The following is a 22,162-nucleotide window of genomic DNA, read 5'->3' as shown; positions in this document are numbered from 1 at the left end:
GCGCCGGAGATGAATATTAGATGTCCAGTAGCAGGCGGGTCGGGTCTTCCAATAACTCTTTGACTGTCACCAAAAATCCAACCGAGTCTCTTCCATCAATGATGCGGTGATCATAAGAAAGCGCCAGATACATCATGGGCAGGATCACGACCTGGCCATCAACCGCCATAGGCCGATCCTGGATTTTATGCATTCCCAAGATGGCACTCTGTGGTGGATTGATGATAGGTGTTGACATCAGCGAGCCGAAAACACCGCCATTGGTGATGGTAAAATTACCACCGGAAAGGTCATCCACGGTCAACTTACCATCCCGAGCCTTATCCGCCAATGACTTAATCCCACGTTCAATATCAGCTAATGACATGCTGTCGCAATCACGCAAAACCGGAGTGACCAATCCACGCTCGGTGGAAACAGCAATGCTGATATCGAAATAGTTGTGGTACACGATGTCATTGCCATCAATCGAGGCATTCACGATGGGGTAACGCTTCAACGCCTCGGTCACCGCGCGTACATAGAAGGACATGAAGCCCAACTTGATGTCGTGACGCTTTTCGAACCGCTCCTGATAGCCCTTCCGGATATCCATGATCGGTTTCATATTGACTTCATTGAAGGTGGTCAACATGGCGGTGGTGTTCTTGGCATCCAGCAAGCGCTCGGCAACCCGCTGGCGTAATCGGGTCATCGGCACCCGTTTTTCTTCACGCATACCGGTTTGAACATCGGCAGTCACGGGTGCAGAGACAGAAGGTGGCGCCAGTGTCGTTGCGACGGGTATGGGAGCAGATGCCGCCTGCTGTACCAGATGGCGATTCACATCCTGCCGGGTAATGCGGCCACCCTTGCCGGTTCCGGTGATGCCAGCCGCATCAACGCCTTGTTCTGCCAGCAAGCGGCGTACCGAAGGGGTCAGAATATCCGCATCCTTGGCTGAATCCTCCAGGGATCCTGCGACCGGAGGTGCTGAAGTTGCAACACCAGGCTGTAACTGTGCCAAAGGTTGGCGAGATGTCACAGTACTGCCCCGCTCGAACAGGATGTGGGTCAACACACCATCTTCCGGTGCTGGAACCTCGAGCACGACCTTATCGGTCTCGATGTCGACCAGTAGTTCACCGGCTTTAACAAATTCGCCGACATTCTTGTGCCAGTCGCCAACTGTGGCATCGGCAACCGATTCGGGTAGGTCAGGAACTCGGATCTCAACACTCATGCTACTTATCCTTGTCAATTTTGGGGCTGACGATATGGGGTTTCGCGGGCCAAGCCGTTCAAATCAGCCCTAATGCCTCTTCTACCAAAGCTTTTTGTTGTTTCAAGTGTAATGAAATATAGCCCACCGCCGGAGAAGCCGATGCCGGTCGACCGGCATAACGGACTCTTGCCCCTGCGGGCAATGCCTCATTGAAATGGTGCTGACTGCAATACCAGGCCCCCTGATTCTGCGGCTCCTCCTGACACCAGACAAACTCTTTAACATGGGCATAGGGCGCCAGAATATCGGTCAGTTCGGCATGCGGGAACGGATAAAGTTGTTCAATCCGCACTAGGGCAACCTGTTTAAGCTCGGCCTTACGCCGGGCATCAAGCAGGTCATAATAAACCTTGCCTGAACACATCACGACCCGGGTGACAGCCTCAGGTTGGTGTTCATCCTGCTCGCCTATCACATTCTGGAAGCGGCCATGGGCCAATTCATCCAGGGTGGATACCGCCAACGGGTGACGCAACAGAGATTTCGGCGTGAAGACAATGAGTGGACGCCGCATCGGACGAACCATCTGTCGCCGCAACATATGGAACACTTGCGCCGGTGTCGTTGGCATACAGATTTGCATGTTGTGCTGCGCGCACAGTTGCAGATAACGTTCCGGCCGAGCCGAGGAGTGTTCAGGGCCCTGGCCTTCATAACCATGGGGCAGGAACAGAGTCAGACCACACAAACGCCCCCATTTTTGCTCACCAGAAGAGACAAACTGATCGATTACCACCTGGGCTCCATTGGCGAAATCACCAAATTGCGCTTCCCAAATCGTCAGGCCAGCGGGTGCGGCAGTCGCATAACCGTATTCAAAAGCCAGTACCGCCTCTTCCGAGAGTACCGAATCGAACACCTCGAACGGTCCCTGATCCGGACTGATATGCATCAGGGGCGTATGAGTCGCCGCGTCCCGTTGATTATGCAGCACAGCATGACGATGAAAGAAGGTACCGCGACCAGAGTCCTGCCCCGTCAACCGGACACGGAATCCAGCCTTCACCAGGGTGGCGTAAGCCAGATTTTCAGCAAAGCCCCAATCCACCAGCTTTTCCCCACGGCTCATCAACAACCGGTCGTCATAAACTTTCTGTACCTGACGCTGTAACTCGTGGTCTTCGGGATAGCGACAGAGCAGCTCGCCCAAGGCACTCAGCTCCTCCCGGGCACACGACGAGTCATAGGCGATGTCCCAGTCATGACCCAAGTACTGGGTCCAGTTCTGATACTGCTGTCCCATCGGGCGCCATTCCGGAACCACACACTCCCCTTTGTCGAGAGCCGCGCGGTAATCGGTAACCAACTGCTCCACATCTGCATCGGTGAAAATACCGCTATAGGCCAGACGCTCCCCATAGAGTTGACGGGTGGTCGGATGTTGCTTGATTTTCTGATACATCAGCGGTTGCGTCGCAGTTGGCTCATCGGCTTCGTTGTGGCCATTACGGCGGTAGCACACCAGATCGATGACCACATCCCGATGGAAGGTATTGCGAAACTCCAGCGCCAGTTTGGTGACGAAGATGACCGCATCTGGATCGTCGCCATTCACATGTAAAATCGGCGCCTGCACCATCTTGGCTATATCGGTGCAATACAGAGTAGAACGGGTATCTTGCGGATTCGAGGTGGTAAAACCGATCTGGTTATTGATCACAATCCGTACGGTTCCGCCCACGCCAAAAGCCCGGGTCTGAGACATATTGAAGGTTTCTGCAACAACCCCTTGCCCGGCCATCGCCGAATCACCGTGGATCGTGATGGGTAATACCTTGAGTCCAGAGGGATCACCTAAACGATCCAGGCGCGCTCGAACTGAACCTATGACCACCGGATTGACGATCTCCAGATGGGACGGGTTGAACGCCAGCGCCAGATGGACATTCCCACCTTCGGTCGCAAAATCTGACGAGAATCCCTGGTGATATTTCACATCGCCGGTACCCCAGGACTCGCCGTGTTTGCCGGCAAACTCGTCAAACAGCTCCTGCGAGCGTTTACCCAATACGTTGATCAGCATATTCAGCCGTCCACGATGGGCCATCCCGATCACTGCTTCCTGAGTTCCAACTTTGCCCGCTTCACGCAACAAGGTCTTGATCATGGGGATCAGCATGTCACCCCCTTCCAGGGAGAAACGCTTGGCGCCAGGGAACTTGGCACCCAAGTAACGCTCCAGCCCCTCGGCCGCAGTCAGATCACGCAGGATTTGTTGTCGTTCTTCACGGGAAAAATTAGGTTGCCCTTCGGCAGATTCCAGCCGGGACTGGATCCAGCGCTTCTCTTCGATGGAGTTCATATGCATGTACTCGGCACCTATGGTCGCGCAATAGGTCTTGTGCAAAGAAGAGAGCAGGTCCCGCAGGCTCATAGTGGGCAAGCCACCCATGTAAGAGCCAACGTTAAAGCGAGTGTCCATATCGCCATCGCTGAACTCATAGAATTGAGGATCTAGCTCAATCACGGGTTCGCGTTGCCACAGGCCGAGAGGATCCAGATTGGCGATCTGGTGGGCACAACTGCGATAGGCATTGATGAGCTGCAATACCCGGATCTGACGGATATCCGTTTTTACCTCGACCATGGACTGCCGAGAATGACCCGCCATTGCCAAGCGGCGAAAATAGTCACGCACCGGTGTATGGATCTGCTCGCTGGTACCCGCATTCAGGGCATGAAAACGAAGCTGCCATTCCTCGCTGACGGAGGACGGATTCTGCAAAAAAGATTCGTACAGATCTTCGATGTAACTTGCATTCGCTCCCGCCAGGTGGGAGGACTCAATCCAGGCGGTCATTTGGCCGTTTTGCATGCTGTTCCCTTAATTCAGATACTGCCTTGCAGCTTCACTTGGGTAATTCTTCTCAAGTGGCAGCAACTAGCTCCATGATGAGAGAAGTAACCACAAAGGAGACGGTAAGAAGCCGGAACGGACCGATCAGGGTAAAATTTTATTATTGGCTCATGCCGTACTGCTGGCAAACCGCAGATAATCCAGAAAACCTGTTTGATTATCAATAGTTACCTCAGTCACACCACAATACATTTACTATAATGCAGCAACAGGAACCACTACAAAAACCTGATTGCAAACGCTGTCATCTGGCCTTAAATGCCATTTGCACCATCATCCGCCCGATTCACGGTATAAAACCGTTATTTCACAAAAAGAGCTTCGTCGCCATATACCTTGTCATCGAGTATATCCACCCACCCAGTTTCATTACAAACCAACAACATTCATGAAACATCAATTATCCAAGCCAGATCTCAGTCTATGATGAGTTATTAACCAGACAGGGTCAGTTAAATTGACAAGGCCCCCTCATCTGATACAAATACTCCACATCTGGACCCTGTCTTTTTGCATCTGGTGATGTACGAAGGTTTTTAAGGACAAGGGCTCGCTGCAATTTTAAGCAAAGGAGACGTGCTATGGCTGACAAGATAGCCACCCTACATATTCCGGGCCGAGACCCTATCGAACTGCCAATTTTGGTCGGCACCGAAGGCCCCGAAGTTATCGATGTGCGTGCTCTGGGCGCCCATGGCTATTTCACCTACGACCCGGGATTTCTCTCCACCGCCTCCTGCGAATCCAAGATCACCTATATCGATGGTGATAATGGCATTCTGTTGCATCGTGGCTACCCGATTGCCGATTTGGCATTGCATGCCGATTACTTGCAGGTCTGTTATCTGCTGCTTTCCGGTGAATTACCCAACCAGGAGCAGTATCAGCAATTCTGTGCCCATGTAACCCGCCATACCATGGTGCATGAGCAGATGACCTCGTTGTTCAAGGCATTCCGCCGCGACTCTCACCCCATGGCTGTTATGTGTGGTGTCGCTGGTGCGCTGTCCGCCTTCTATCACGACTCACTGGATATCAATAACCCCAAGCATCGCGAAATCGCGGCTTTCCGTCTGATCTCCAAGATGCCAACCCTGGCAGCCATGTCATTCAAGTACTCGATTGGCCAGCCGTTCATGTACCCGCGCAACGATCTCAGCTACGCGGGTAACTTCTTGCATATGATGTTCTCGGTACCCTGCGAGGAGTACAAGGTCAACCCGGTGATCGAACGGGCCATGGATCGGATCTTTATCCTGCATGCCGATCATGAACAGAACGCCTCTACCTCCAGCGTGCGTCTGGCTGGCTCTTCCGGTGCCAATCCATTTGCCTGTATTGCGGCGGGGATTGCTTCCCTGTGGGGACCTGCGCACGGTGGCGCCAATGAAGCTTGTTTAAAAATGTTGCAAGAAATTGGCTCTGTCGAGCGCATCCCGCACTTTGTCACCCGTGCCAAGGATAAGAATGATCCATTCCGTTTGATGGGCTTCGGTCATCGGGTATATAAAAACTACGATCCTCGGGCTACCGTCATGCGGGATACCTGCCATGAGGTATTGCGTGAATTGAATGTCACCGACCATCCGCTGCTGGATGTCGCCATGGAGCTGGAGCGGATTGCCCTCTCTGACCCCTATTTCGTCGATAAGAAGCTCTATCCAAATGTGGACTTCTATTCCGGCATTATTCTCAATGCCATCGGCATTCCCACCTCGATGTTTACCGTTATCTTCGCCCTGGCGCGGACCATTGGCTGGATCTCGCACTGGATGGAAATGCAATCTGACCCGGCCAGTAAAATCGGCCGCCCACGTCAGTTGTACACAGGGGCACCAACACGGCATGTGGGTCCAATCAGCGAGCGCTAATTGGCCTGAAGAGCACCCGATAACAATTCGGAAAGACAACACAAGGGCAGTCCATGACTGCCCTTACTTATTGGTATTTCCGAACCTGCGGCTCATCATCCGTTATCAGGGTTGGTCAGGTTCCAAGTCAGGAGAGAATTGCGCCATCAGCTGCTGCAGTTGTTCAACCATACGCGGAGACCCAACAAAAAACGGCGAGCGCTGGTGCAAGGTCGTCGGCTCCAGTTCAAGGATCCGGCGAAAGCCATCACTGGCGATCCCCCCGGCTTGTTCCACCAAAAACGCCAGTGGATTGCATTCGTAGAGAAGTCTGAGCTTGCCCTGCGGCGAGCTGGTTCCGGAGGGGTACATATAGATTCCCCCTTTGAGTAAGTTACGATGAAAATCCGACACTAAAGAACCAATATACCGCGAGGTATAGGGCCGCGAACTCGCCTCGTCCTCGGCCTGGCAATACTTCAGATACTGCTTCACGCCAGCCGGGAACTTCAGGTAATTGCCCTCATTCACCGAATAGGTGCGCCCGTTGGCCGGGATCCGGATCTCTGGATGCGAAAGGTAAAAACAACCGATGGAAGGGTCCAGTGTAAACCCATTCACCCCTTGTCCCGTGCTGTACACCAGCATGGTTGAGGAGCCGTAGATGATATAACCAGCCGCCACTTGGCGATGTCCGGGCTGTAAAAAATCCGCCAGTTGCACCGGGGTGCCCACCGGCGTCACTCGTCGGTAGATGGAAAAGATGGTGCCGACAGAGACATTGACATCAATGTTGGACGAGCCATCCAGGGGATCCATCAGCACCACATATTTCGATCTCTGCTCGGGTAAGGGCTCGAAGCTGACAAAGTGCTCTTCCTCTTCCGAAGCCAGCCCACACACTTCACCCCGGGCAGCCAGAGCTGCCTTGAAGCGCTCGTTGGCAAACCAATCCAGCTTTTGCTGCTCTTCACCCTGAATATTATCCTGCCCTGTGCTACCGAGAATATCGCTAATCCCGGCCTGATTGATTTCCCGATTGACGATCTTGGCCGCCAGGCGAATAGAGGCCAGCAACGAACTCAACTCCCCGGTAGCATGGGGAAAATCTGCCTGCTGCCGAATGATAAATTCCCCAAGTGTGATCCCTTTTTGGCTCTGCATATGCTCACTCCATGAATCCATTGAAATCGCTTTCATCATAGAGCTAAGTCCGGGATACAGATCAAGAAGAATCGTTTCAGCAAGTCAAATTTTGCGCAGAAAGGTAGATATTCACGATAACGACTAGTCGTAAACGACAGAGGGTATGCGGGCTGGATGTCGAGGCCACGACAACCAGCCACCACGGCATGAGGGAAAAAATAACGGCTTAGCGGGCTAGAAAGGCCTGAACTCGCGCCAGATCCTCCGGTGTATCGACTCCGGCAGGTGGCGTCTCTAGGGCAATAGCAACATGGATCCGCTCGCCGTGCCACAGGACTCGCAATTGTTCCAGCGCCTCGATCTGTTCCAGTTCACTGGCTTGCCAGCCGACATATTGACGAATAAACCCGGCACGATACGCATAGATACCCAGATGGCGAGCATGAGCATGGCGCACCACGGGAGGCGTCTGGGAGAAACCATCCCGCTCCCAGGCAATCGGAGCTCGGCTGAAATAGAGCGCATACCCTTGGCGGTCCATCACCACCTTGACCGCATTGGGATTAAACAGCTCCTCCTCGCTCATCGGCACAGCAAGTGTTGCCATCGGCGCCGCCGCTTGCGCCAGATTTTCCGCCACCTGACGAATAATGACTGGCGGGATCAGGGGCTCATCCCCCTGAACATTGACGATGATGGTCTCCGGCGGGAAGGCATACTGCTCGCATACCTCGGCCAGACGCTCGGTACCGGACTGATGATGGGGCGAAGTCATACACACCTCGACTCCACTCAACGCCACAGCATTTGCAACCCGCTGATCGTCCGTGGCGACGATGACCCGTTCGGCCCCCGCCTGCAAGGCACGTTCAGCAACCCACTGGATCATGGGTTTGCCGTGAATGTCGGCTAATGGTTTTCCTGGCAGGCGCGTTGATTGATAGCGAGCCGGGATCACAACAACAAAACTCATGATGGCAGCTCTTCCAGACTCAAGGTACGCGCCCGGCTTTCCAGTAACACCGGAATATCATCCTGGATGGGATAGGCCAGACGATCGGCCCGACACACCAGCTCCGCTTTTTCCTTGTCGTAGTTCAGCTTGCCCTTGCACACAGGGCAGGCAACGATTTCCAACAACTTATAATCGAGCGCCATAGGGATGGTCCTTCAGTTTGTTCAGGATGAGATCGCGAAACGAGCGTGGCAACTCGGCGGAAACCGGCAGGTACCACCAGTTGTCTCGGGCAAAACTCCGGCACTTGACCGCATCTTTTTCAGTCATCAGCAGGGGGAGCTCCGAAAATTGCTGCTGCAATTCGGTTGCCGAATAGTCTTGATGATCGGCATAGCTTACGGCTTGGCGCAGACGATACCCCGCTAACTGCAACGTTTTAAAAAAACGGGGGGGGTAGCCTATCCCCGCCAAGGCGTCAATCTCGCCCTGTGGCGGCAACGCCTGGATATCCGGATCCAGAGGACGCGGCGCTTCGGGTTTAAGCTGCATCGGATACTCCCCGACAGCGGCCAGGCCCCCATTGCAGATCACCGCATCCACGCGTTTCAAGCGCCAGAGTCCTTCCCGCAGCGGCCCCATGGGTAGCAAGCGACCATTGCCATGACGACGCTCACCGTCCAGGACCACCAGTTCAATATCCCGAGCCAGCGCGTAGTGCTGCAGGCCATCATCGCAGACGATAATATTAACCTCACCACTGGAGAGCAGCAGTTTGACGGCCGACCGCCGATCTGGATCCACCGCCACTGGGCACTGACAGCGTTCAAACATCAGCTTGGGTTCATCCCCGCACTCCCGTGCCGTCACATCCGGGGTGACCCTTAGCGGATACCGCTTGGCCTGTCCACCATAACCCCGACTGACGATCCCGGGCCGATAACCGGCCTCCCGCAGCATTTCCACCAACCAGATCACCAGTGGTGTCTTACCATTGCCACCCACAGAGATATTTCCCACCACGATGACAGGTACATCGGGTCGATATCGGGGCAGCAGGCCATTGCTATACAAGGCACGACGACCATGACTAACCAGCCAAAACAGAAGGCTCAACGGACTCAACAACCAGATCCAAGGATTAGCGCGATACCACAATTGCTGCAACTTCATGCCGACTCCCCGAACTGGGTATTGCGCAGCATGGCATAGGCACCATTGAGCTGCATCAGTTCGCTATGGGTACCGCGCTCGATGATCCGTCCCTCGTCCACCACCAGGATCTCGTCCGCCTGCTCGATGGTCGAGAGCCGATGGGCAATCACCAGAGTGGTTCTATCTTTAGACAGTGCATCCAGCGCGCTTTGAATATGGCGCTCTGATTCGGTATCCAGGGCTGAAGTCGCCTCATCCAGCAGCAGGATAGGCGCATCCCGCAGCAGGGCCCGCGCAATCGCCAGACGCTGACGCTGACCACCGGAGAGATTGGAGCCATTCTCGCCAATCACGGTATCGTAACCGGCTGGCATCTGGCGAATGAATCCATCCGCATTGGCAACACGCGCCGCCTGCTCAATCTGCTCACGACTGAAATCATCAGCGGCCGCATAAGCGATATTATTGGCGACGGTATCGTTGAACAGATGCACGTTCTGGGAAACCAGGGCGAACTGACGCCGTAGAGCCATGAGGCGATAATCGCGAATATTGACCCCATCGAGCAGGATTTCCCCCTCACTGATGTCGTAAAAGCGGGTCAACAGGCTGGCAATCGTGCTCTTGCCCGACCCTGAGCGGCCGACCAACGCCACGGTTTTACCCGGCTCTATCACCAGCGAGACATCCTTCAGAGCCGGTTGCTCTTTAGTCGGATAAGTAAAGGTGACATGGCGTAACTCAATGCGTCCCTGAGCGCGAGTAAGTTCTCGCGTGCCATGATCTTGCTCCAGAGGTTGATCCATCAACTCAAACAGACTCTGGCTGGCGGTGATGCCACGCTGGAACTGGTTGTTGATCTGGGTCAGGCTCTTGAGTGGCTTGAGCAGCATCATCATGGAGGTGAGGATCAAGGAGAAAGCACCGGCGGTCAGACTACTCAGCACCCCGGGCATAGATGCTACCACCAGCAGCACCGTCAAGGCGCTGGAAGCAATCACCTGCACCATGGAGGATCCCAGCGCATCCACCACCACCATTTTCATGTTCTGTTGCCGCATGTGATTACTGACGTTGGCAAAACGTTCGGACTCCACCTCCTGGCCCCCGAACATCAGCACTTCCTTATGGCCGCGTAGCATCTGTTCGGTCGAGGTAGTGATATTGCCCATCGCCTGCTGAATTTGCCGGCTCAAGCGACGGAAGCGGCGACTGATAACAGAGAGTAAAACACCGACAATAGGTCCCACCAGAAAGAAAATCAGTGATAACTGCCACGAGTGATAGAACATCATCCCGAGCAGGCCAATCACAGTGACCCCCTCACGGATCAGGGAAACCAGAGTCGAGCTGGCCGCCGAAGAGACTTGCCCCGCGTCATAGGTCACCTTGGAGAGCAGATTGCCGGTGTTGTGTTTGTCAAAGAAGGCCATGGGCATGCCCATCATGTGGGTAAAGACCTGCCGTTGCAGCTTCATCACCACATGACTGCCGACCCAGCTCATGAAGTAATCCGATAAGAAGGCACTGATGCCGCGGACACAAACCAAGCCCATGACGACAAAGGCCATCCAGAACAAGACCGACGGATTCTTGCCACTCAGGCCGTCATCAATCAGCGGTTGGATCGAGTAGACTAGCGAGGTATCCACCACCCCGTACCCGGCCATGCCGACAATCGCCAGCGCCAGACCACCTTTACGATCCTTGATATAACCCAGCAAGCGCTTCAGGGTGGTCATGCTAGAGGGGTGCTGTTCTGTAGAGGCAAGCTGTCGCATCGAAATTCCGATCGGGTCAAGATAAGCTGGCTATTCTACCGACTAGTCTCCGCGCAACCAAGCGTCCAGATGTCGGTACCAAGCCCCCTGGGAGCGAAAGCCGCTTATTTGCGCAGTTCCATCCCGCACCGTGATGCGGATCAACCCCTGCTCGGCGGTATTCCATTGCCGAACGCCTCGGGCATCAAATCGCGCCACCACCGCCGGGTCCGGGAAATGCCAGCGATTAGCATAACCGCTGCTGTGGATCACCGCTTGCGGTTGCAAACGCCGGATCCAGGCCGAGCTCGAAGAGTGACGGCTACCGTGATGGCCGGAAACCAGCCAAGTGACCGATTGCACCAGTTCAGGAATGGCTAGCAGCTGACGCTCACCATCGCCGGGTAAATCACCAACCAGTAACAAGCTATGACGGCCATCGGTAATTCTCAGCACGCAAGAATCCTGATTTTCTTGTCCGCTACCCACCCGAGATGGAGCCAGGATCTCTAGTCGCAACCGCAACCAGTACCAGTTTCTCCCTCGGAGACAATGCTGAGTTACCGGATTCAGTGGAACCGACGACAGCAGGTGTCGTACCGGCAGCGCCTGATAGATCCGCAGCCAGTTACTGGCATGATCCCGATCGGCATGACTGATGACCAAATACTCCAGTTGCCGGATCCCTTCGGCCCGTAGCACGGGCAAAATGGCCGCATCCGCCATGTTATAGCCGCTGGGAAACGCATCTCCCGTGTCATATAGCAGGCCTCTCTCTCCTTGCCGAACCAGGACGCTTAGACCTTGACCGACATCAATCACCAAAACTTCCCACTCCGCTGCCGGTTGTCCGTAAATCAGAGCCGCGACGCCACAAGCACATAGACTCAAGGCGCGACCATGTGGCAGCAGCCAGAACAGACACGCGAACCAGCACAACAGGAGAGTTTGGCTTCCTTGAGCAGAAAACCAGACCCAGGAATCAACATGTATCTGCAACCAGTCCAGCCCGGTCATGAGATATCCAAGCAACCTGTCGCAGAGCCAGAACCCTGTCCAAGCCGCTGATGGCCAGAACGGCACCAGGAGGCCACTGACCAGCCCCAACGGAATGAGGATCAGACTAAACACGGGAACGGCGATCAAATTCACCGGTATGGCTAGCCAACCCAAGCCCGCAAACATCGCTAATTGTAGCGGCAAGAGGCCCAACGTCATCAGCCACTGCAACCGCCATAAGGAGGCTTTGCGCCACAGCAATGCGGCAACGCCTAACAGGGCCACCGCAAGGTAGGAGAGCCAGAAGCTGGCGCTGAACAAAGACCAGGGGTCGAACAAAATCAACAACACCAGGCTCAACCACCAGATCCGCCATAGCGACCAGTGGCGTCGCCAGATCCGGACGCCGAACCATAGTAGCAACATCAGCAAAGCCCTCTGGGTTGGCAAGGAAAAGCCAGCCAAGGCGGAATAAAGTACCGCCATCAGAATAGAAACCATCACCGGTAAGCCAACGACGCGCGAACCCAACCCCGGACACAACTGCAACACACGTCCTACCCAGAACCCAAGCCAGGCGGCCAGACCTATGTGCAAACCCGATACCGCAATTAAGTGAATAATGCCGCCATCACGAAGTAACAACCACTCGGCCGCACTGACATCCTGTTGCTCACCAAAAACCAGGGCTGACAGCAATGCCGAATGGGTGAAGGATTGAAGTAGAAAGCGGCTCTGTTCCAGCCAGGTTTGCCGCCATCCTGGATTGGACAATTGGCCAAGCTCCCGCCACTGCCGCACGCTACCCGTGGCGGTTATACCCATCCCCAGCAGCCAACGCTCTTGATTAAAACTGGGCGGATTGCCCAGGCCATGAACCGGTTTGAGTGTGGCGTCCAGTGCCACCTGCTGACCCATGCCAAGCGGTGACCCCGGTTGTGGTGAAAACAGGCGCACCATGGGGCGAGGCCAGAGCGTTTGTCCATCCAACTGGTGCAGACGCAAACTCACGCTACCGCCCTCACCCTGCGGCTGCCATGCCATCACCTCGCCTTTTATGCTATGTTTGCCGCCGGCAACGCCCAGTTGGTGCAACCAATCCAACTGAAGATTGAAAAACAGCAGAAAAAAAATCAGCCCGCACAAGCCACCAATGACGCAGCCCCATCGCCGATACCAAGCCAGCAGTAGCATGCTGATAAGCGGTAATGACCAGCCCATTGTGGGCAGTTCGGGCCAGAGCAAGGTGGTGAGGGCCATCAGGGTAAATCCTTGCAAAACACCACGGCCATTGAATGAGCGAGACTGGATGCCAAAAGAGATGATCAAACGCTGGATGCCGGATCCCAACAGACTCCGCCAGCATAAGCAGTTGCGAATTTTTGCCCGTTGGCTCGGCGAGCCCAATCTCTGGCATCTGAACCGTCGTTCTGCCGCCGGAGCATTTGCCATCGGTCTTTTCATGGCCTGGGTTCCTGTTCCATTCCAGATGGTACTGGCTGCGGGTATGGCCATCCTGTGCCGGGTAAATCTACCCATTTCAGTCGCCCTGGTCTGGATCACCAATCCGTTAACCATGCCCCCAATGTTCTATGCTGCGTACTATCTTGGTGCTCATCTGCTGGGGCTGCCAGCTGTCGATTTTGAGCTACCGGTCAACTGGGATGGATTACGCTCGGTGATGGCGACGATTGGCGAACCTTTTTTACTCGGTTGTGCCCTGATGGCACTCAGCTCATCGTTGATCGGGTATTTATCGATCCGCTTGCTATGGCGCTATTCGGTGGTTCGAAAAATGGCGACTCGCCGTCAGCGTACAATTCCTCGCCAACCCTGAGCATCCCTGGGAAATGGCGATGAATTTTGCTAGGCGTGAATCGGCCGCTCGGGTAGAGTGTGCGTCGATGAGCCCAGAGCCCCTGTCGCAGATCTGTCAATAACAGGGGTTATGCTGATGATACCCAAGCAACGTTGAAGTCATCGTCGGCACCACTCGAGGTAACAAGAGTACGATGGATATTCTGATCGCGATTTTTACCGACTACGGCTATTTTGCCGTGTTTTTTATTCTGCTGATCTGTGGTTTTGGCGTTCCCATCCCTGAAGATATAACGCTGGTTGCTGGCGGCATCATTGCCGGTTTGGGCTTTGCCGATGTGCATACCATGTTTGCAGTCGGTATGCTCGGTGTGTTGATCGGCGATGGCACCATGTTTACGCTGGGCTGGATATTCGGTGAGCGGATCCTGCAATATCGACCTATCCGCCGCATCTTGCCCCCCCATCGATTCGCCCATGTGCAGGATAAATTCGCCAAATATGGCAACTGGGTACTATTTGTCGCCCGCTTCCTGCCTGGTTTGCGCTCACCGATTTTTGTCACCGCCGGTATGAGCCGCCAGATCAGCTATTGGCGCTTTTTGATGATGGATGGTTTTGCGGCGTTCATTTCCGTGCCCATCTGGGTTTATCTGGGATACTTCGGCGCCTATAACCGCGACTGGCTGATGAAGTGGGTCGAGCGCGGTCAGTTTGGTTTATTGAGCCTCACCGGTCTGCTCTTTTTGTTTCTGGCTGGTTGGTATGTTCTGCATTGCTGGAAGAAACGTCAGCGCCAAGAAGGCAATGACTGAACTGTTACGACTCGATAACAAAGGCGCCCAGGCGCCTTTTGTTTTACTCCTGCGGCGCTATCCGTTACTCATGAATGGATCTGAATGTCCGCCCCGCAGCTAACATCCATCAACACGCCCCCCATTTGCTGACGAGGACGCCGCAGCACAACAAAGCAACGGCACCGACTTACCCCGGCACCGAACCGGCTGAACTCCACCCAATAAAAAGACGCCCGCAGGCGCCTTGATGACGATATGACGAAGTCGATGTCAGCGCCCCAGCTCCCGTGCCGGTTGCAGGCTGCTGGCATGCCATGCCGGATAGAGGGTCGCCAACAAACTCATCAAGATGGCCGCCCCCGTGACAATCGCCACATCCACACCGTGCAGCTCGGAGGGCAAAAAGTCGATGAAGTAGATCTCGGGATTGAGGAACCTATGTCCCAACAGAGACTCCACACCACGGATGGCCGGTGTGAGATACCGGGATAACCCGGCTCCCAACAGACCACCAAACAGAGCCCCTAATAGCCCGTTCATCATCCCCTGCACCATGAAGGTAATGCGGATCTGCCAGGGACCGGCACCCATGGTCTTGAGAATGGCGATATCGCTGCGTTTTTCATTTACCGCCATCACGAGTGTGGAAACAATGTTGAAGCAAGCCACCGCGACGACCATCAGCATCACCACATACATCACGGTACGCACCAGCTGGATATCTTGATACAAGTAGCCCTGACTGTTCTTCCAGCTACGCACATACATGCGCTCCGGCAACTTGCTGGCCGCTTCGAAGGCAACATCCTGAGCCTGCATCAGATCCTGGACGCGAAAGCTGAACCCTTGAACCCGGTCCCCCAGACCCAAAGCTTGCTGGGCATCCTGCAAGTGGATGAAGCCCAGCACGCCATCGAGTTGACCGCCAATCTCCATAAAGCCCACCACCTTGAAACGGCGCTGCAGTGGCGACTTGAGGCTCGCCTCGGCCTGCGCCGCCACATCCGGCAGCAACAGGGTGATGTTTTCGCCCAATGCCACGCCCAACTTATTGGCGATAGCTTTACCCAGGATGACACCATTTTCACCGGGTTTGAGCTCATCCAACCCCTGGCCCGTCATATAGTGACCCGCATCGGAGATACGCTTTTCCGAGGCAGGCAAGATGGCACGCAGTTGCACCGCCTTGAGTTTGTCACCTCGCTCGAGCAAACCATTCAGGCGGACAATCGGCGAGACAGCCACCATGCCTGGAGTATCCAGCAACATGGCTTCGGCACTGCGCCAGTCACTGATCTCGCCACGTACCATTTCAGTTTCGGCATGAGGCACCACCGCCAGGACCCGAACCCGCAATTCACGCTCGAAACCATTCATTGCCGACAGCCCCAGGATCAGCGCCATCACCCCGAGGCTAATGCCGATGATCGAGGAGGCCGAGATGAAAGAGACAAACCCGCTGGAGCGGCGAGCACGGCTGTAACGTAAGCCAAGAAACAGAGCCAGTGGACGATACATCAACTCTCCTCCGTCACCAGGCCATCCACCAGCGAAATGCGGCGGTGCAACTTGGCCGCCAACGCCCGGTCATGGGTCACCACCACGAAGGCGGTTCCCAGTTGGGCATTGAGCTCGCACATCAGGCTATAAATGCTATCTGCACTCTTGTGATCCAGGTTGCCCGTCGGCTCATCGGCCAACACCAGCTTGGGTTCATTGACCAGAGCCCGGGCAATGGCGACCCGTTGCCGTTCCCCTCCCGAGAGCTCCGAAGGCTTGTGATCCAGACGATGGCCAAGCCCGACCCGCTCCAGCATAGCCGCAGCCTTGGCGCTGGCAGCCTTGACCGGCGCCCCGCCAATCAACAACGGCATAGCGGCGTTTTCAAGGGCCGAGAACTCCCCCAGCAGGTGGTGGAACTGGTACACAAAACCCAGCTCCCGATTACGAAATTGTGCCTGAACCCGATTGGACCAGGCATGAATGTTCTGACCATTAAATTGAACCGAGCCATCGCTGGGGGTATCCAGAGCTCCCAGCAGATGCAACAAGGTACTCTTGCCAGAGCCGGAACTGCCCACCACCGCCAGCATTTCACCTGCGTGCAGCGTTAAATCCACGCCCCGCAACACCGGGGTTTCCAGCTTGCCTTCGCGGTAAATCTTGGTCAGCCCCTGACAGGACAACAGGAGATTGTTATTCATAGCGTAATGCCTCGGCAGGACGGATCTGTGCGGCGCGATAGGCCGGGTAAAGGGTAGCCAGGAAACTGATGGCCAAAGCACCCAGGGTAATAGTGACGATTTGCAACGGTGCAACACTGACCGGGATCCCGAGTCCACCAGCGGCCATATACAAATTCAGGCCCATCAGTTGCAGCAGAGGATTGATAAACCAGGCCAATCCCAATCCCAACAAGGTACCAAACAGTGCGCCCCAGAAACCGCTCCAGGCCCCCTGAACCATGAAGATGCGCAAAATGGCGCTGTCTTGCATGCCCATGGTGCGCAAGATGGCGACTTCGCCCTGCTTATCCAGCACCACCATGACCAGTGCCGAAAGGATATTGAACGCAGCTACCATGATGATCAGCACCAGCATCAGGGCCATGATGTGTTTTTCCATAGCCACGGCGCGAAATAGCTCACCGCGCTCCTGCCGCCAGTCGGTCACTTGTAATCCCTGCTGCGGCAACTGCTGTGTCAGACCATCGACGGCGAACGCATCATCCAGCCAGAGTCGCAGGCCGGAAATAGTTCCGGCCGGATAACGCATCAAGCGACGAGCATCCTCCAGATTGACAAAGACCACCTGATCATCGACATCCGCACCTACCTCGAAGGTACCGGACACGGTAAACAAGCGCTGACTGGGTGTCCGCCCCATCGGCGTGTAACGACTGCCCTCACTGGCCAGAATTCGAACCTGATCACCCGGCAATACATCCAGTTTTCGCGCCAGAGAAACGCCAAGAATGACGTTGAACTCACCCGCCTGCAGCGTACCGAGTCGGTCTTCCCCCATGCTGTTGCGCAGCAGATCATGTGCCGGGTAGCTCGCCGGATCGACGCCTTGTAAAACCACGGAAGCCAACTGCCCGCGACCTTGCACCATAGCCTCGGCACGCACCAGTGGCGCAACCGCCTGCACATGGGGTAACTGCGCCAAAGGGGCCTGTAATGCCTGCCAATCGGCCAGGCGCCCGTTGCTGTCGCTGACGATGGCATGGGGTACCACGCCGAGGATGCGGTTTTTCAGCTGACCTTCGAAACCGTTCATCACCGAACTGACCAGGATCAGCGCCATGACGCCAATCGCAATGCCAAAGGTGGAAAACAGAGAAATAAAGGAAGCAAAACGGTTGTCACCGCGCGCTCCGGCGTAACGCAGGCCAATAGCCAAGCTGACCGGTTGAAAGATAGTGGATTTCACGCCAATCCTGAGCGTTGCTATTAAAGAGGGATAGCGGATAATAAATGTAAAGGTGTTACCGCAACAAGGGATCTCTTCAGTCGTGAGCGAGCAGTTTTTCAGTGTTGTCCATAGTTTAGCCATCAATGTCGAACCGCTGACCGACGGATTTGTGCTGCCCAGCCTCGACGAGCTGGAGCAAGAACTACCGGAGCCCTTTCGTATCGCGGGAGCCATCAGCCATATCGACATGAGCACGGCCCGACAACTCCGTAATCTGGGTGAAGAGTTCAGCCTGCTGGTGGATGTCATCAACCAGCAATCGGGCAAGATCAATATGCTGCTCAGTTTCTTGCTGTCACAATTGGACGAACCCAGCCGACGATTCCAAACGGTCAGCATTGGCGGCAGTCAATTGAGTTTTTTATGTCATCAACCATTACATCTGCATCAACAGTTGCGACTGAAATTGTTCCTGCATGAAGAAGCATCAGCCATTTATTGCTACGGCAAGATCACCGAGCTGGAACAAAAACTGGGCGGCACTTTGGTGCATGTCAGCTACAGCCGGATCCGGCCCGAGGATCAGGAAGTTCTGGTTCGAGCCAGTCTGCATATCCAGTCTCGTCAACTCAAGCAACGCGCCGAGCAGCGTGCCAATCAACCCAAATAAGTTTTTGCCATGACCCCATTGTTTTCTCTGGCTTCACTCATCAAGCCGGGCGCCCGGCAGACCCTCGGTCAACTCGAAGGCAGTGGCCTGGCGTTGGCCGTTGCCGAACTGGTTGCTGGCCATGATCATCCCGTCGTACTGCTAGTCGCCGATACACCCAGCGCCTTGCGTCTGGAGCAGGAGGTGCAGTTTTTACTGCGCAACCAGCCTAAACCGCGGCCGGTGTTGCTGTTTCCGGATTGGGAAACCTTGCCCTACGACAGCTTTTCGCCTCATCAGGACATCATCTCCCAGCGTCTGGAGACCCTCTATCATTTGCCGCGCATGCAGCATGGCTTGTTGATCATTCCAGTCGCCACCCTGATGCTACGCACCCCGCCCCAGAGTTTTATCGATCGGTTCAGCCTACTGGTGAAACCCGGCGACAAGTTGGATTTGCATGGTTTGCGCCGCCGGTTGGAACAGGCCGGCTATAACGCCGTGGAGCAGGTACTGGAACATGGCGAATTCGCGGCTCGTGGCTCCTTGTTAGATCTGTTCCCAATGGGCTCGAAAGAACCTTACCGCATCGACTTCTTCGATGATGAAGTCGATACCATTCGTGCTTTCGATCCGGACAGCCAGCGCTCCAGTGAGCCGGTAAATGCCGTCCGGCTATTGCCCGCCCATGAATTTCCGACGGACAAGGAAGCCATCGAGCTATTCCGTCAACGCTACCGGGAGCGATTCGAGATCAGTCGAGCACCGGAGTGCGTCTATCAACAAGTCAGCAAGGGATTATGGCCTGCCGGCATCGAGTACTACTTACCGCTGTTTTTCGAACACAGCAGTACCCTGCTCGACTATCTGCCCACCGAGAGCCTGCTGCTGACCCTCGGCGACATTCACGGCGCGGGTCAGCAATTCTGGCAGGATGTGGAACGCCGCTATGAAGATCGCCGCTACGATCTGAATCGTCCATTGCTGCCACCGCCGACGCTTTATCAGCCCGTCGATGAACTGTTTGCCGCCCTTAAGGGATACTCGCAGTTCACGCTGCAACCCCTGCCGGCCGAAGAAAAAGCCGGGCGCTACAACCTCAGCATCCATCGTCTCCCCGAGCTGACGGTGGATGCGCAGCGCAGTGATCCACTGAGCTTATTGCGGGATTTCCTCGGCAATTATCAGGGCCGAGTGCTGTTTTGTACCGAGTCGGAAGGTCGTCGTGAATCCCTGCGTGAATTGCTGGCGCCATTGGATCTGCGCCTGGCGGAGTTTTCCAGCCTGGATGATTTCCTCACCGCCAAACCCCGCTGTGGCATTCTGGTCGCGCCACTGGAAAAGGGCTGTTTGCTGAATGATCTGGGATTGGCACTCGTCTGCGAAGGTGAATTGCTGGGCCAGCGCATCGTGCAACGCCGACGTCGCGATAAACAAAAAGCCAGCGCCAATAGCGATGCTATCATCCGCAATCTGGCGGAATTAACCCTGGGCCAGCCCGTGGTGCATCTGGATCACGGGGTGGGGCGCTATCTGGGCTTGCAGACCATAGATGCTGGCGGCATCGCCACCGAATATCTGACGCTGGAATATGCCGGAAACGACAAGCTCTATGTGCCGGTGACTTCCCTGCATCTCATCAGTCGTTACAGCGGCAGCGAGAATCCGCCGCTACATAAGTTAGGCAGTGAAAGCTGGCTCAAGAGCCGCCGTAAAGCAGCGGAAAAAGTCCGTGATGTGGCCGCTGAGTTGCTGGATGTCTACGCCAAACGCGCCGCCCGCCCCGGTCTGGCATTCCGTCACGACAAACAGGCTTATGCCAGTTTTGCCGCCGGATTCCCCTTCGAGGAGACCCCGGATCAGCTCAATGCCATCAACGCGGTACTCGGCGATATGTGCCAGGCCAAGGCCATGGACCGACTGGTGTGTGGCGATGTCGGCTTTGGCAAAACGGAAGTCGCCATGCGCGCCGCCTTTGTCGCCGTACATGGTGGCAAACAGGTCGCCGTGCTGGTGCCGACCACACTGCTGGCCCAACAACACTACGATAATTTCCGTGACCGCTTTGCCAACTGGCCGGTCACTATCGAAGTCATGAGCCGCTTCAAGAGTGCCAAGGAACAAAAAGCAGCTCTGGGCCAACTGACCGAGGGCAAAATTGACATCATCATCGGCACCCACAAGCTGCTCTCTGAAGAGGTGAAGTTCAAGGATCTCGGCCTGCTGGTGGTGGATGAAGAGCACCGATTTGGGGTGCGGCAAAAAGAAAAGATCAAGGCCCTACGCGCCGATGTCGACATCCTGACGCTGACCGCGACGCCGATCCCTCGCACCCTGAATATGGCCATGTCCGGCATGCGCGATCTGTCGATTATTGCCACACCGCCGGCCAAGCGCCTGGCTATCAAAACCTTCGTCCGCGAGCATGACAAGGCGGTGGTCCGTGAGGCCGTGTTGCGGGAGCTCAAACGGGGTGGCCAGGTCTACTATTTGCACAATAATGTCGAAAGCATCGAAAAGTGTGCTGCCGAACTCGAAGCGCTGCTCCCCGAGGCTCGTTTGTGCATTGCTCATGGCCAGATGCGTGAGCGGGAGCTGGAAAAGGTGATGAGCGATTTCTATCACCAACGGTATAACCTGCTGGTCTGCACCACGATTATCGAAACCGGGATCGATGTGCCCAGCGCCAACACCATCATCATGGATCGCGCCGATCATCTTGGTCTCGCGCAGCTGCACCAGCTGCGAGGTCGTGTCGGCCGCTCCCACCACCAGGCCTACGCTTACCTGCTGACCCCTCATCCCAAGCAGATGACCAAGGATGCCATCAAACGCCTGGAAGCCATCGAATCCCTGGAAGATCTGGGTGCCGGTTTTGTCTTGGCCACTCATGATCTGGAGATCCGCGGTGCCGGTGAGTTGCTAGGTGATGAGCAAAGCGGACAGATTGAATCCATCGGTTTCACCCTGTACATGGAAATGCTGGAACAGGCGGTCAAAGCGCTGCGCGAAGGCAAGGAGCCGTCGTTGGATCAGCTACTCGGTGAACATACCGATATCGAACTGCGGCTACCGACGCTGTTGCCCGAGGATTACATCCCGGACGTCAACATGCGGCTGTCGATCTACAAGCGGATTGCCAGTACCGTCAACGCCGATGAACTGGAGGATCTGCGCATCGAGCTCATCGACCGCTTCGGTCTACTGCCCGCCGCAGCGCAAAACCTGATGCTGGTAGCCGAATATCGACAACAGGCCACTCACCTCGGCATCAAGCGCATTGAGGTCACCGAGCGGGGCGGCTATATTGATTTCGCCGAGCAGACCCGGGTCAGCCCGGCTTATCTGGTTTCGCTGTTACAGAGCCAACCACGGATCTATCGGATGGAGGGGCCAACCCGGTTGCGCTTCCAGATCCCGAGCCCGGATGCGGCCGCACGGTTGCAGCTGGTTGCCAATTTACTCAACGAATTGACGGCGCACCAACTCTAAGGAGCA

The 22,162-nt window shown here is 55.4% G+C and carries 16 protein-coding genes; 5 read left to right on the top strand and 11 right to left on the bottom strand.

Annotated elements, in window-relative coordinates:
• Nucleotides 1-16: 16 nt before the first annotated feature.
• Both odhB and sucA read right to left on the bottom strand, forming a co-directional pair.
• Nucleotides 17-1,222, bottom strand: a complete 1,206-nt coding sequence (gene odhB / locus ACZYUB_RS07730) for a 2-oxoglutarate dehydrogenase complex dihydrolipoyllysine-residue succinyltransferase (protein WP_463946886.1) — start codon at nucleotides 1,220-1,222, stop codon at nucleotides 17-19.
• A 58-nt stretch (nucleotides 1,223-1,280) separates the two neighbouring features.
• On the bottom strand, nucleotides 1,281-4,079 hold the full coding sequence (sucA, locus tag ACZYUB_RS07725) for a 2-oxoglutarate dehydrogenase E1 component (RefSeq protein WP_463946885.1): 2,799 nt from the start codon (nucleotides 4,077-4,079) through the stop codon (nucleotides 1,281-1,283).
• 623 nt (nucleotides 4,080-4,702) lie between these two features.
• On the opposite strand from sucA, the gene gltA reads away from it, so the two are divergent.
• Nucleotides 4,703-5,992, top strand: coding sequence for a citrate synthase (gltA, locus tag ACZYUB_RS07720; RefSeq protein WP_460884955.1), 1,290 nt, complete (start codon nucleotides 4,703-4,705; stop codon nucleotides 5,990-5,992).
• Nucleotides 5,993-6,097: 105 nt separating this feature from the next.
• On the opposite strand, the gene fbp is transcribed toward gltA, so the two are convergent.
• From fbp to ACZYUB_RS07690, 6 genes are all read right to left on the bottom strand, one after another.
• Nucleotides 6,098-7,135, bottom strand: a complete 1,038-nt coding sequence (fbp, locus tag ACZYUB_RS07715) for a class 1 fructose-bisphosphatase (protein ID WP_463946883.1) — start codon at nucleotides 7,133-7,135, stop codon at nucleotides 6,098-6,100.
• A gap of 208 nt (nucleotides 7,136-7,343) precedes the next feature.
• Nucleotides 7,344-8,090, bottom strand: a complete 747-nt coding sequence (gene kdsB / locus ACZYUB_RS07710) for a 3-deoxy-manno-octulosonate cytidylyltransferase (RefSeq protein ID WP_463946882.1) — start codon at nucleotides 8,088-8,090, stop codon at nucleotides 7,344-7,346.
• Nucleotides 8,087-8,275 (bottom strand): Trm112 family protein, encoded by a 189-nt coding sequence (locus ACZYUB_RS07705; protein ID WP_463946880.1) that lies wholly within the window; start codon nucleotides 8,273-8,275, stop codon nucleotides 8,087-8,089. The genes kdsB and ACZYUB_RS07705 overlap by 4 nt, the downstream gene beginning before the upstream one ends.
• Nucleotides 8,259-9,245 carry a tetraacyldisaccharide 4'-kinase gene (gene lpxK, locus ACZYUB_RS07700; protein WP_463946879.1) on the bottom strand — a complete coding sequence of 329 codons (987 nt, stop codon included), beginning with the start codon at nucleotides 9,243-9,245 and terminating at the stop codon, nucleotides 8,259-8,261. The genes ACZYUB_RS07705 and lpxK overlap by 17 nt, the downstream gene beginning before the upstream one ends.
• Entirely contained in the window at nucleotides 9,242-11,008 is a 1,767-nt protein-coding gene (gene msbA, locus ACZYUB_RS07695) for a lipid A ABC transporter ATP-binding protein/permease MsbA (protein ID WP_463946878.1), read from the bottom strand. Before msbA ends, lpxK begins: the two co-directional genes overlap by 4 nt.
• Before the next feature lie 42 nt (nucleotides 11,009-11,050).
• Nucleotides 11,051-13,246, bottom strand: coding sequence for a DNA internalization-related competence protein ComEC/Rec2 (locus tag ACZYUB_RS07690; RefSeq protein WP_463946876.1), 2,196 nt, complete (start codon nucleotides 13,244-13,246; stop codon nucleotides 11,051-11,053).
• A 49-nt stretch (nucleotides 13,247-13,295) separates the two neighbouring features.
• Here ACZYUB_RS07690 and ACZYUB_RS07685 point away from each other — a divergent pair, with 49 nt between their 5' ends.
• A complete protein-coding gene (locus ACZYUB_RS07685) occupies nucleotides 13,296-13,823 on the top strand; it encodes a DUF2062 domain-containing protein (protein ID WP_463946875.1) in 528 nt (175 codons plus the stop codon).
• A gap of 175 nt (nucleotides 13,824-13,998) precedes the next feature.
• Complete coding sequence (locus ACZYUB_RS07680) at nucleotides 13,999-14,619, top strand: DedA family protein (RefSeq protein WP_463946874.1); 621 nt, start codon at nucleotides 13,999-14,001, stop codon at nucleotides 14,617-14,619.
• Nucleotides 14,620-14,871: 252 nt separating this feature from the next.
• On the opposite strand, the gene lolE is transcribed toward ACZYUB_RS07680, so the two are convergent.
• From lolE to ACZYUB_RS07665, 3 genes are read right to left on the bottom strand one after another with little or no spacing between them, the layout of a single operon-like run.
• Nucleotides 14,872-16,119, bottom strand: a complete 1,248-nt coding sequence (gene lolE, locus ACZYUB_RS07675) for a lipoprotein-releasing ABC transporter permease subunit LolE (RefSeq protein ID WP_463946873.1) — start codon at nucleotides 16,117-16,119, stop codon at nucleotides 14,872-14,874.
• Nucleotides 16,119-16,805: a lipoprotein-releasing ABC transporter ATP-binding protein LolD gene (gene lolD, locus ACZYUB_RS07670; RefSeq protein ID WP_463946871.1), complete on the bottom strand. Its 687-nt coding sequence runs from the start codon at nucleotides 16,803-16,805 to the stop codon at nucleotides 16,119-16,121. Before lolD ends, lolE begins: the two co-directional genes overlap by 1 nt.
• Nucleotides 16,798-18,033 carry a lipoprotein-releasing ABC transporter permease subunit gene (locus tag ACZYUB_RS07665; RefSeq protein ID WP_463946870.1) on the bottom strand — a complete coding sequence of 412 codons (1,236 nt, stop codon included), beginning with the start codon at nucleotides 18,031-18,033 and terminating at the stop codon, nucleotides 16,798-16,800. The genes lolD and ACZYUB_RS07665 overlap by 8 nt, the downstream gene beginning before the upstream one ends.
• Before the next feature lie 82 nt (nucleotides 18,034-18,115).
• Between ACZYUB_RS07665 and ACZYUB_RS07660 the strand changes: the two genes are divergently transcribed.
• On the top strand, nucleotides 18,116-18,685 hold the full coding sequence (locus ACZYUB_RS07660; RefSeq protein ID WP_463946868.1) for a PilZ domain-containing protein: 570 nt from the start codon (nucleotides 18,116-18,118) through the stop codon (nucleotides 18,683-18,685).
• A 9-nt stretch (nucleotides 18,686-18,694) separates the two neighbouring features.
• The gene (gene mfd, locus ACZYUB_RS07655) at nucleotides 18,695-22,156 is read left to right on the top strand and encodes a transcription-repair coupling factor (RefSeq protein WP_463946866.1); all 3,462 of its coding nucleotides are present in this window, start codon (nucleotides 18,695-18,697) and stop codon (nucleotides 22,154-22,156) included.
• Nucleotides 22,157-22,162 lie beyond the last annotated feature (6 nt).

The organism is Pseudaeromonas sp. HNCC25DJ182 (assembly GCF_055413365.1).
Note: the sequence above shows the minus strand (reverse complement) of the source record. Positions and strands in the feature narration are given on the sequence as shown.

Bases quoted from the DNA above. Each gene is read 5' to 3' on its own strand.
- odhB (WP_463946886.1), bottom strand. From the start codon at position 1,222: ATGAGTGTTGAGATCCGAGTTCCTGACCTACCCGAATCGGTTGCCGAT.
- sucA (WP_463946885.1), bottom strand. From the start codon at position 4,079: ATGCAAAACGGCCAAATGACCGCCTGGATTGAGTCCTCCCACCTGGCG.
- gltA (WP_460884955.1), top strand. From the start codon at position 4,703: ATGGCTGACAAGATAGCCACCCTACATATTCCGGGCCGAGACCCTATC.
- fbp (WP_463946883.1), bottom strand. From the start codon at position 7,135: ATGCAGAGCCAAAAAGGGATCACACTTGGGGAATTTATCATTCGGCAG.
- kdsB (WP_463946882.1), bottom strand. From the start codon at position 8,090: ATGAGTTTTGTTGTTGTGATCCCGGCTCGCTATCAATCAACGCGCCTG.
- ACZYUB_RS07705 (WP_463946880.1), bottom strand. From the start codon at position 8,275: ATGGCGCTCGATTATAAGTTGTTGGAAATCGTTGCCTGCCCTGTGTGC.
- lpxK (WP_463946879.1), bottom strand. From the start codon at position 9,245: ATGAAGTTGCAGCAATTGTGGTATCGCGCTAATCCTTGGATCTGGTTG.
- msbA (WP_463946878.1), bottom strand. From the start codon at position 11,008: ATGCGACAGCTTGCCTCTACAGAACAGCACCCCTCTAGCATGACCACC.
- ACZYUB_RS07690 (WP_463946876.1), bottom strand. From the start codon at position 13,246: ATGGCCCTCACCACCTTGCTCTGGCCCGAACTGCCCACAATGGGCTGG.
- ACZYUB_RS07685 (WP_463946875.1), top strand. From the start codon at position 13,296: ATGCCAAAAGAGATGATCAAACGCTGGATGCCGGATCCCAACAGACTC.
- ACZYUB_RS07680 (WP_463946874.1), top strand. From the start codon at position 13,999: ATGGATATTCTGATCGCGATTTTTACCGACTACGGCTATTTTGCCGTG.
- lolE (WP_463946873.1), bottom strand. From the start codon at position 16,119: ATGTATCGTCCACTGGCTCTGTTTCTTGGCTTACGTTACAGCCGTGCT.
- lolD (WP_463946871.1), bottom strand. From the start codon at position 16,805: ATGAATAACAATCTCCTGTTGTCCTGTCAGGGGCTGACCAAGATTTAC.
- mfd (WP_463946866.1), top strand. From the start codon at position 18,695: ATGACCCCATTGTTTTCTCTGGCTTCACTCATCAAGCCGGGCGCCCGG.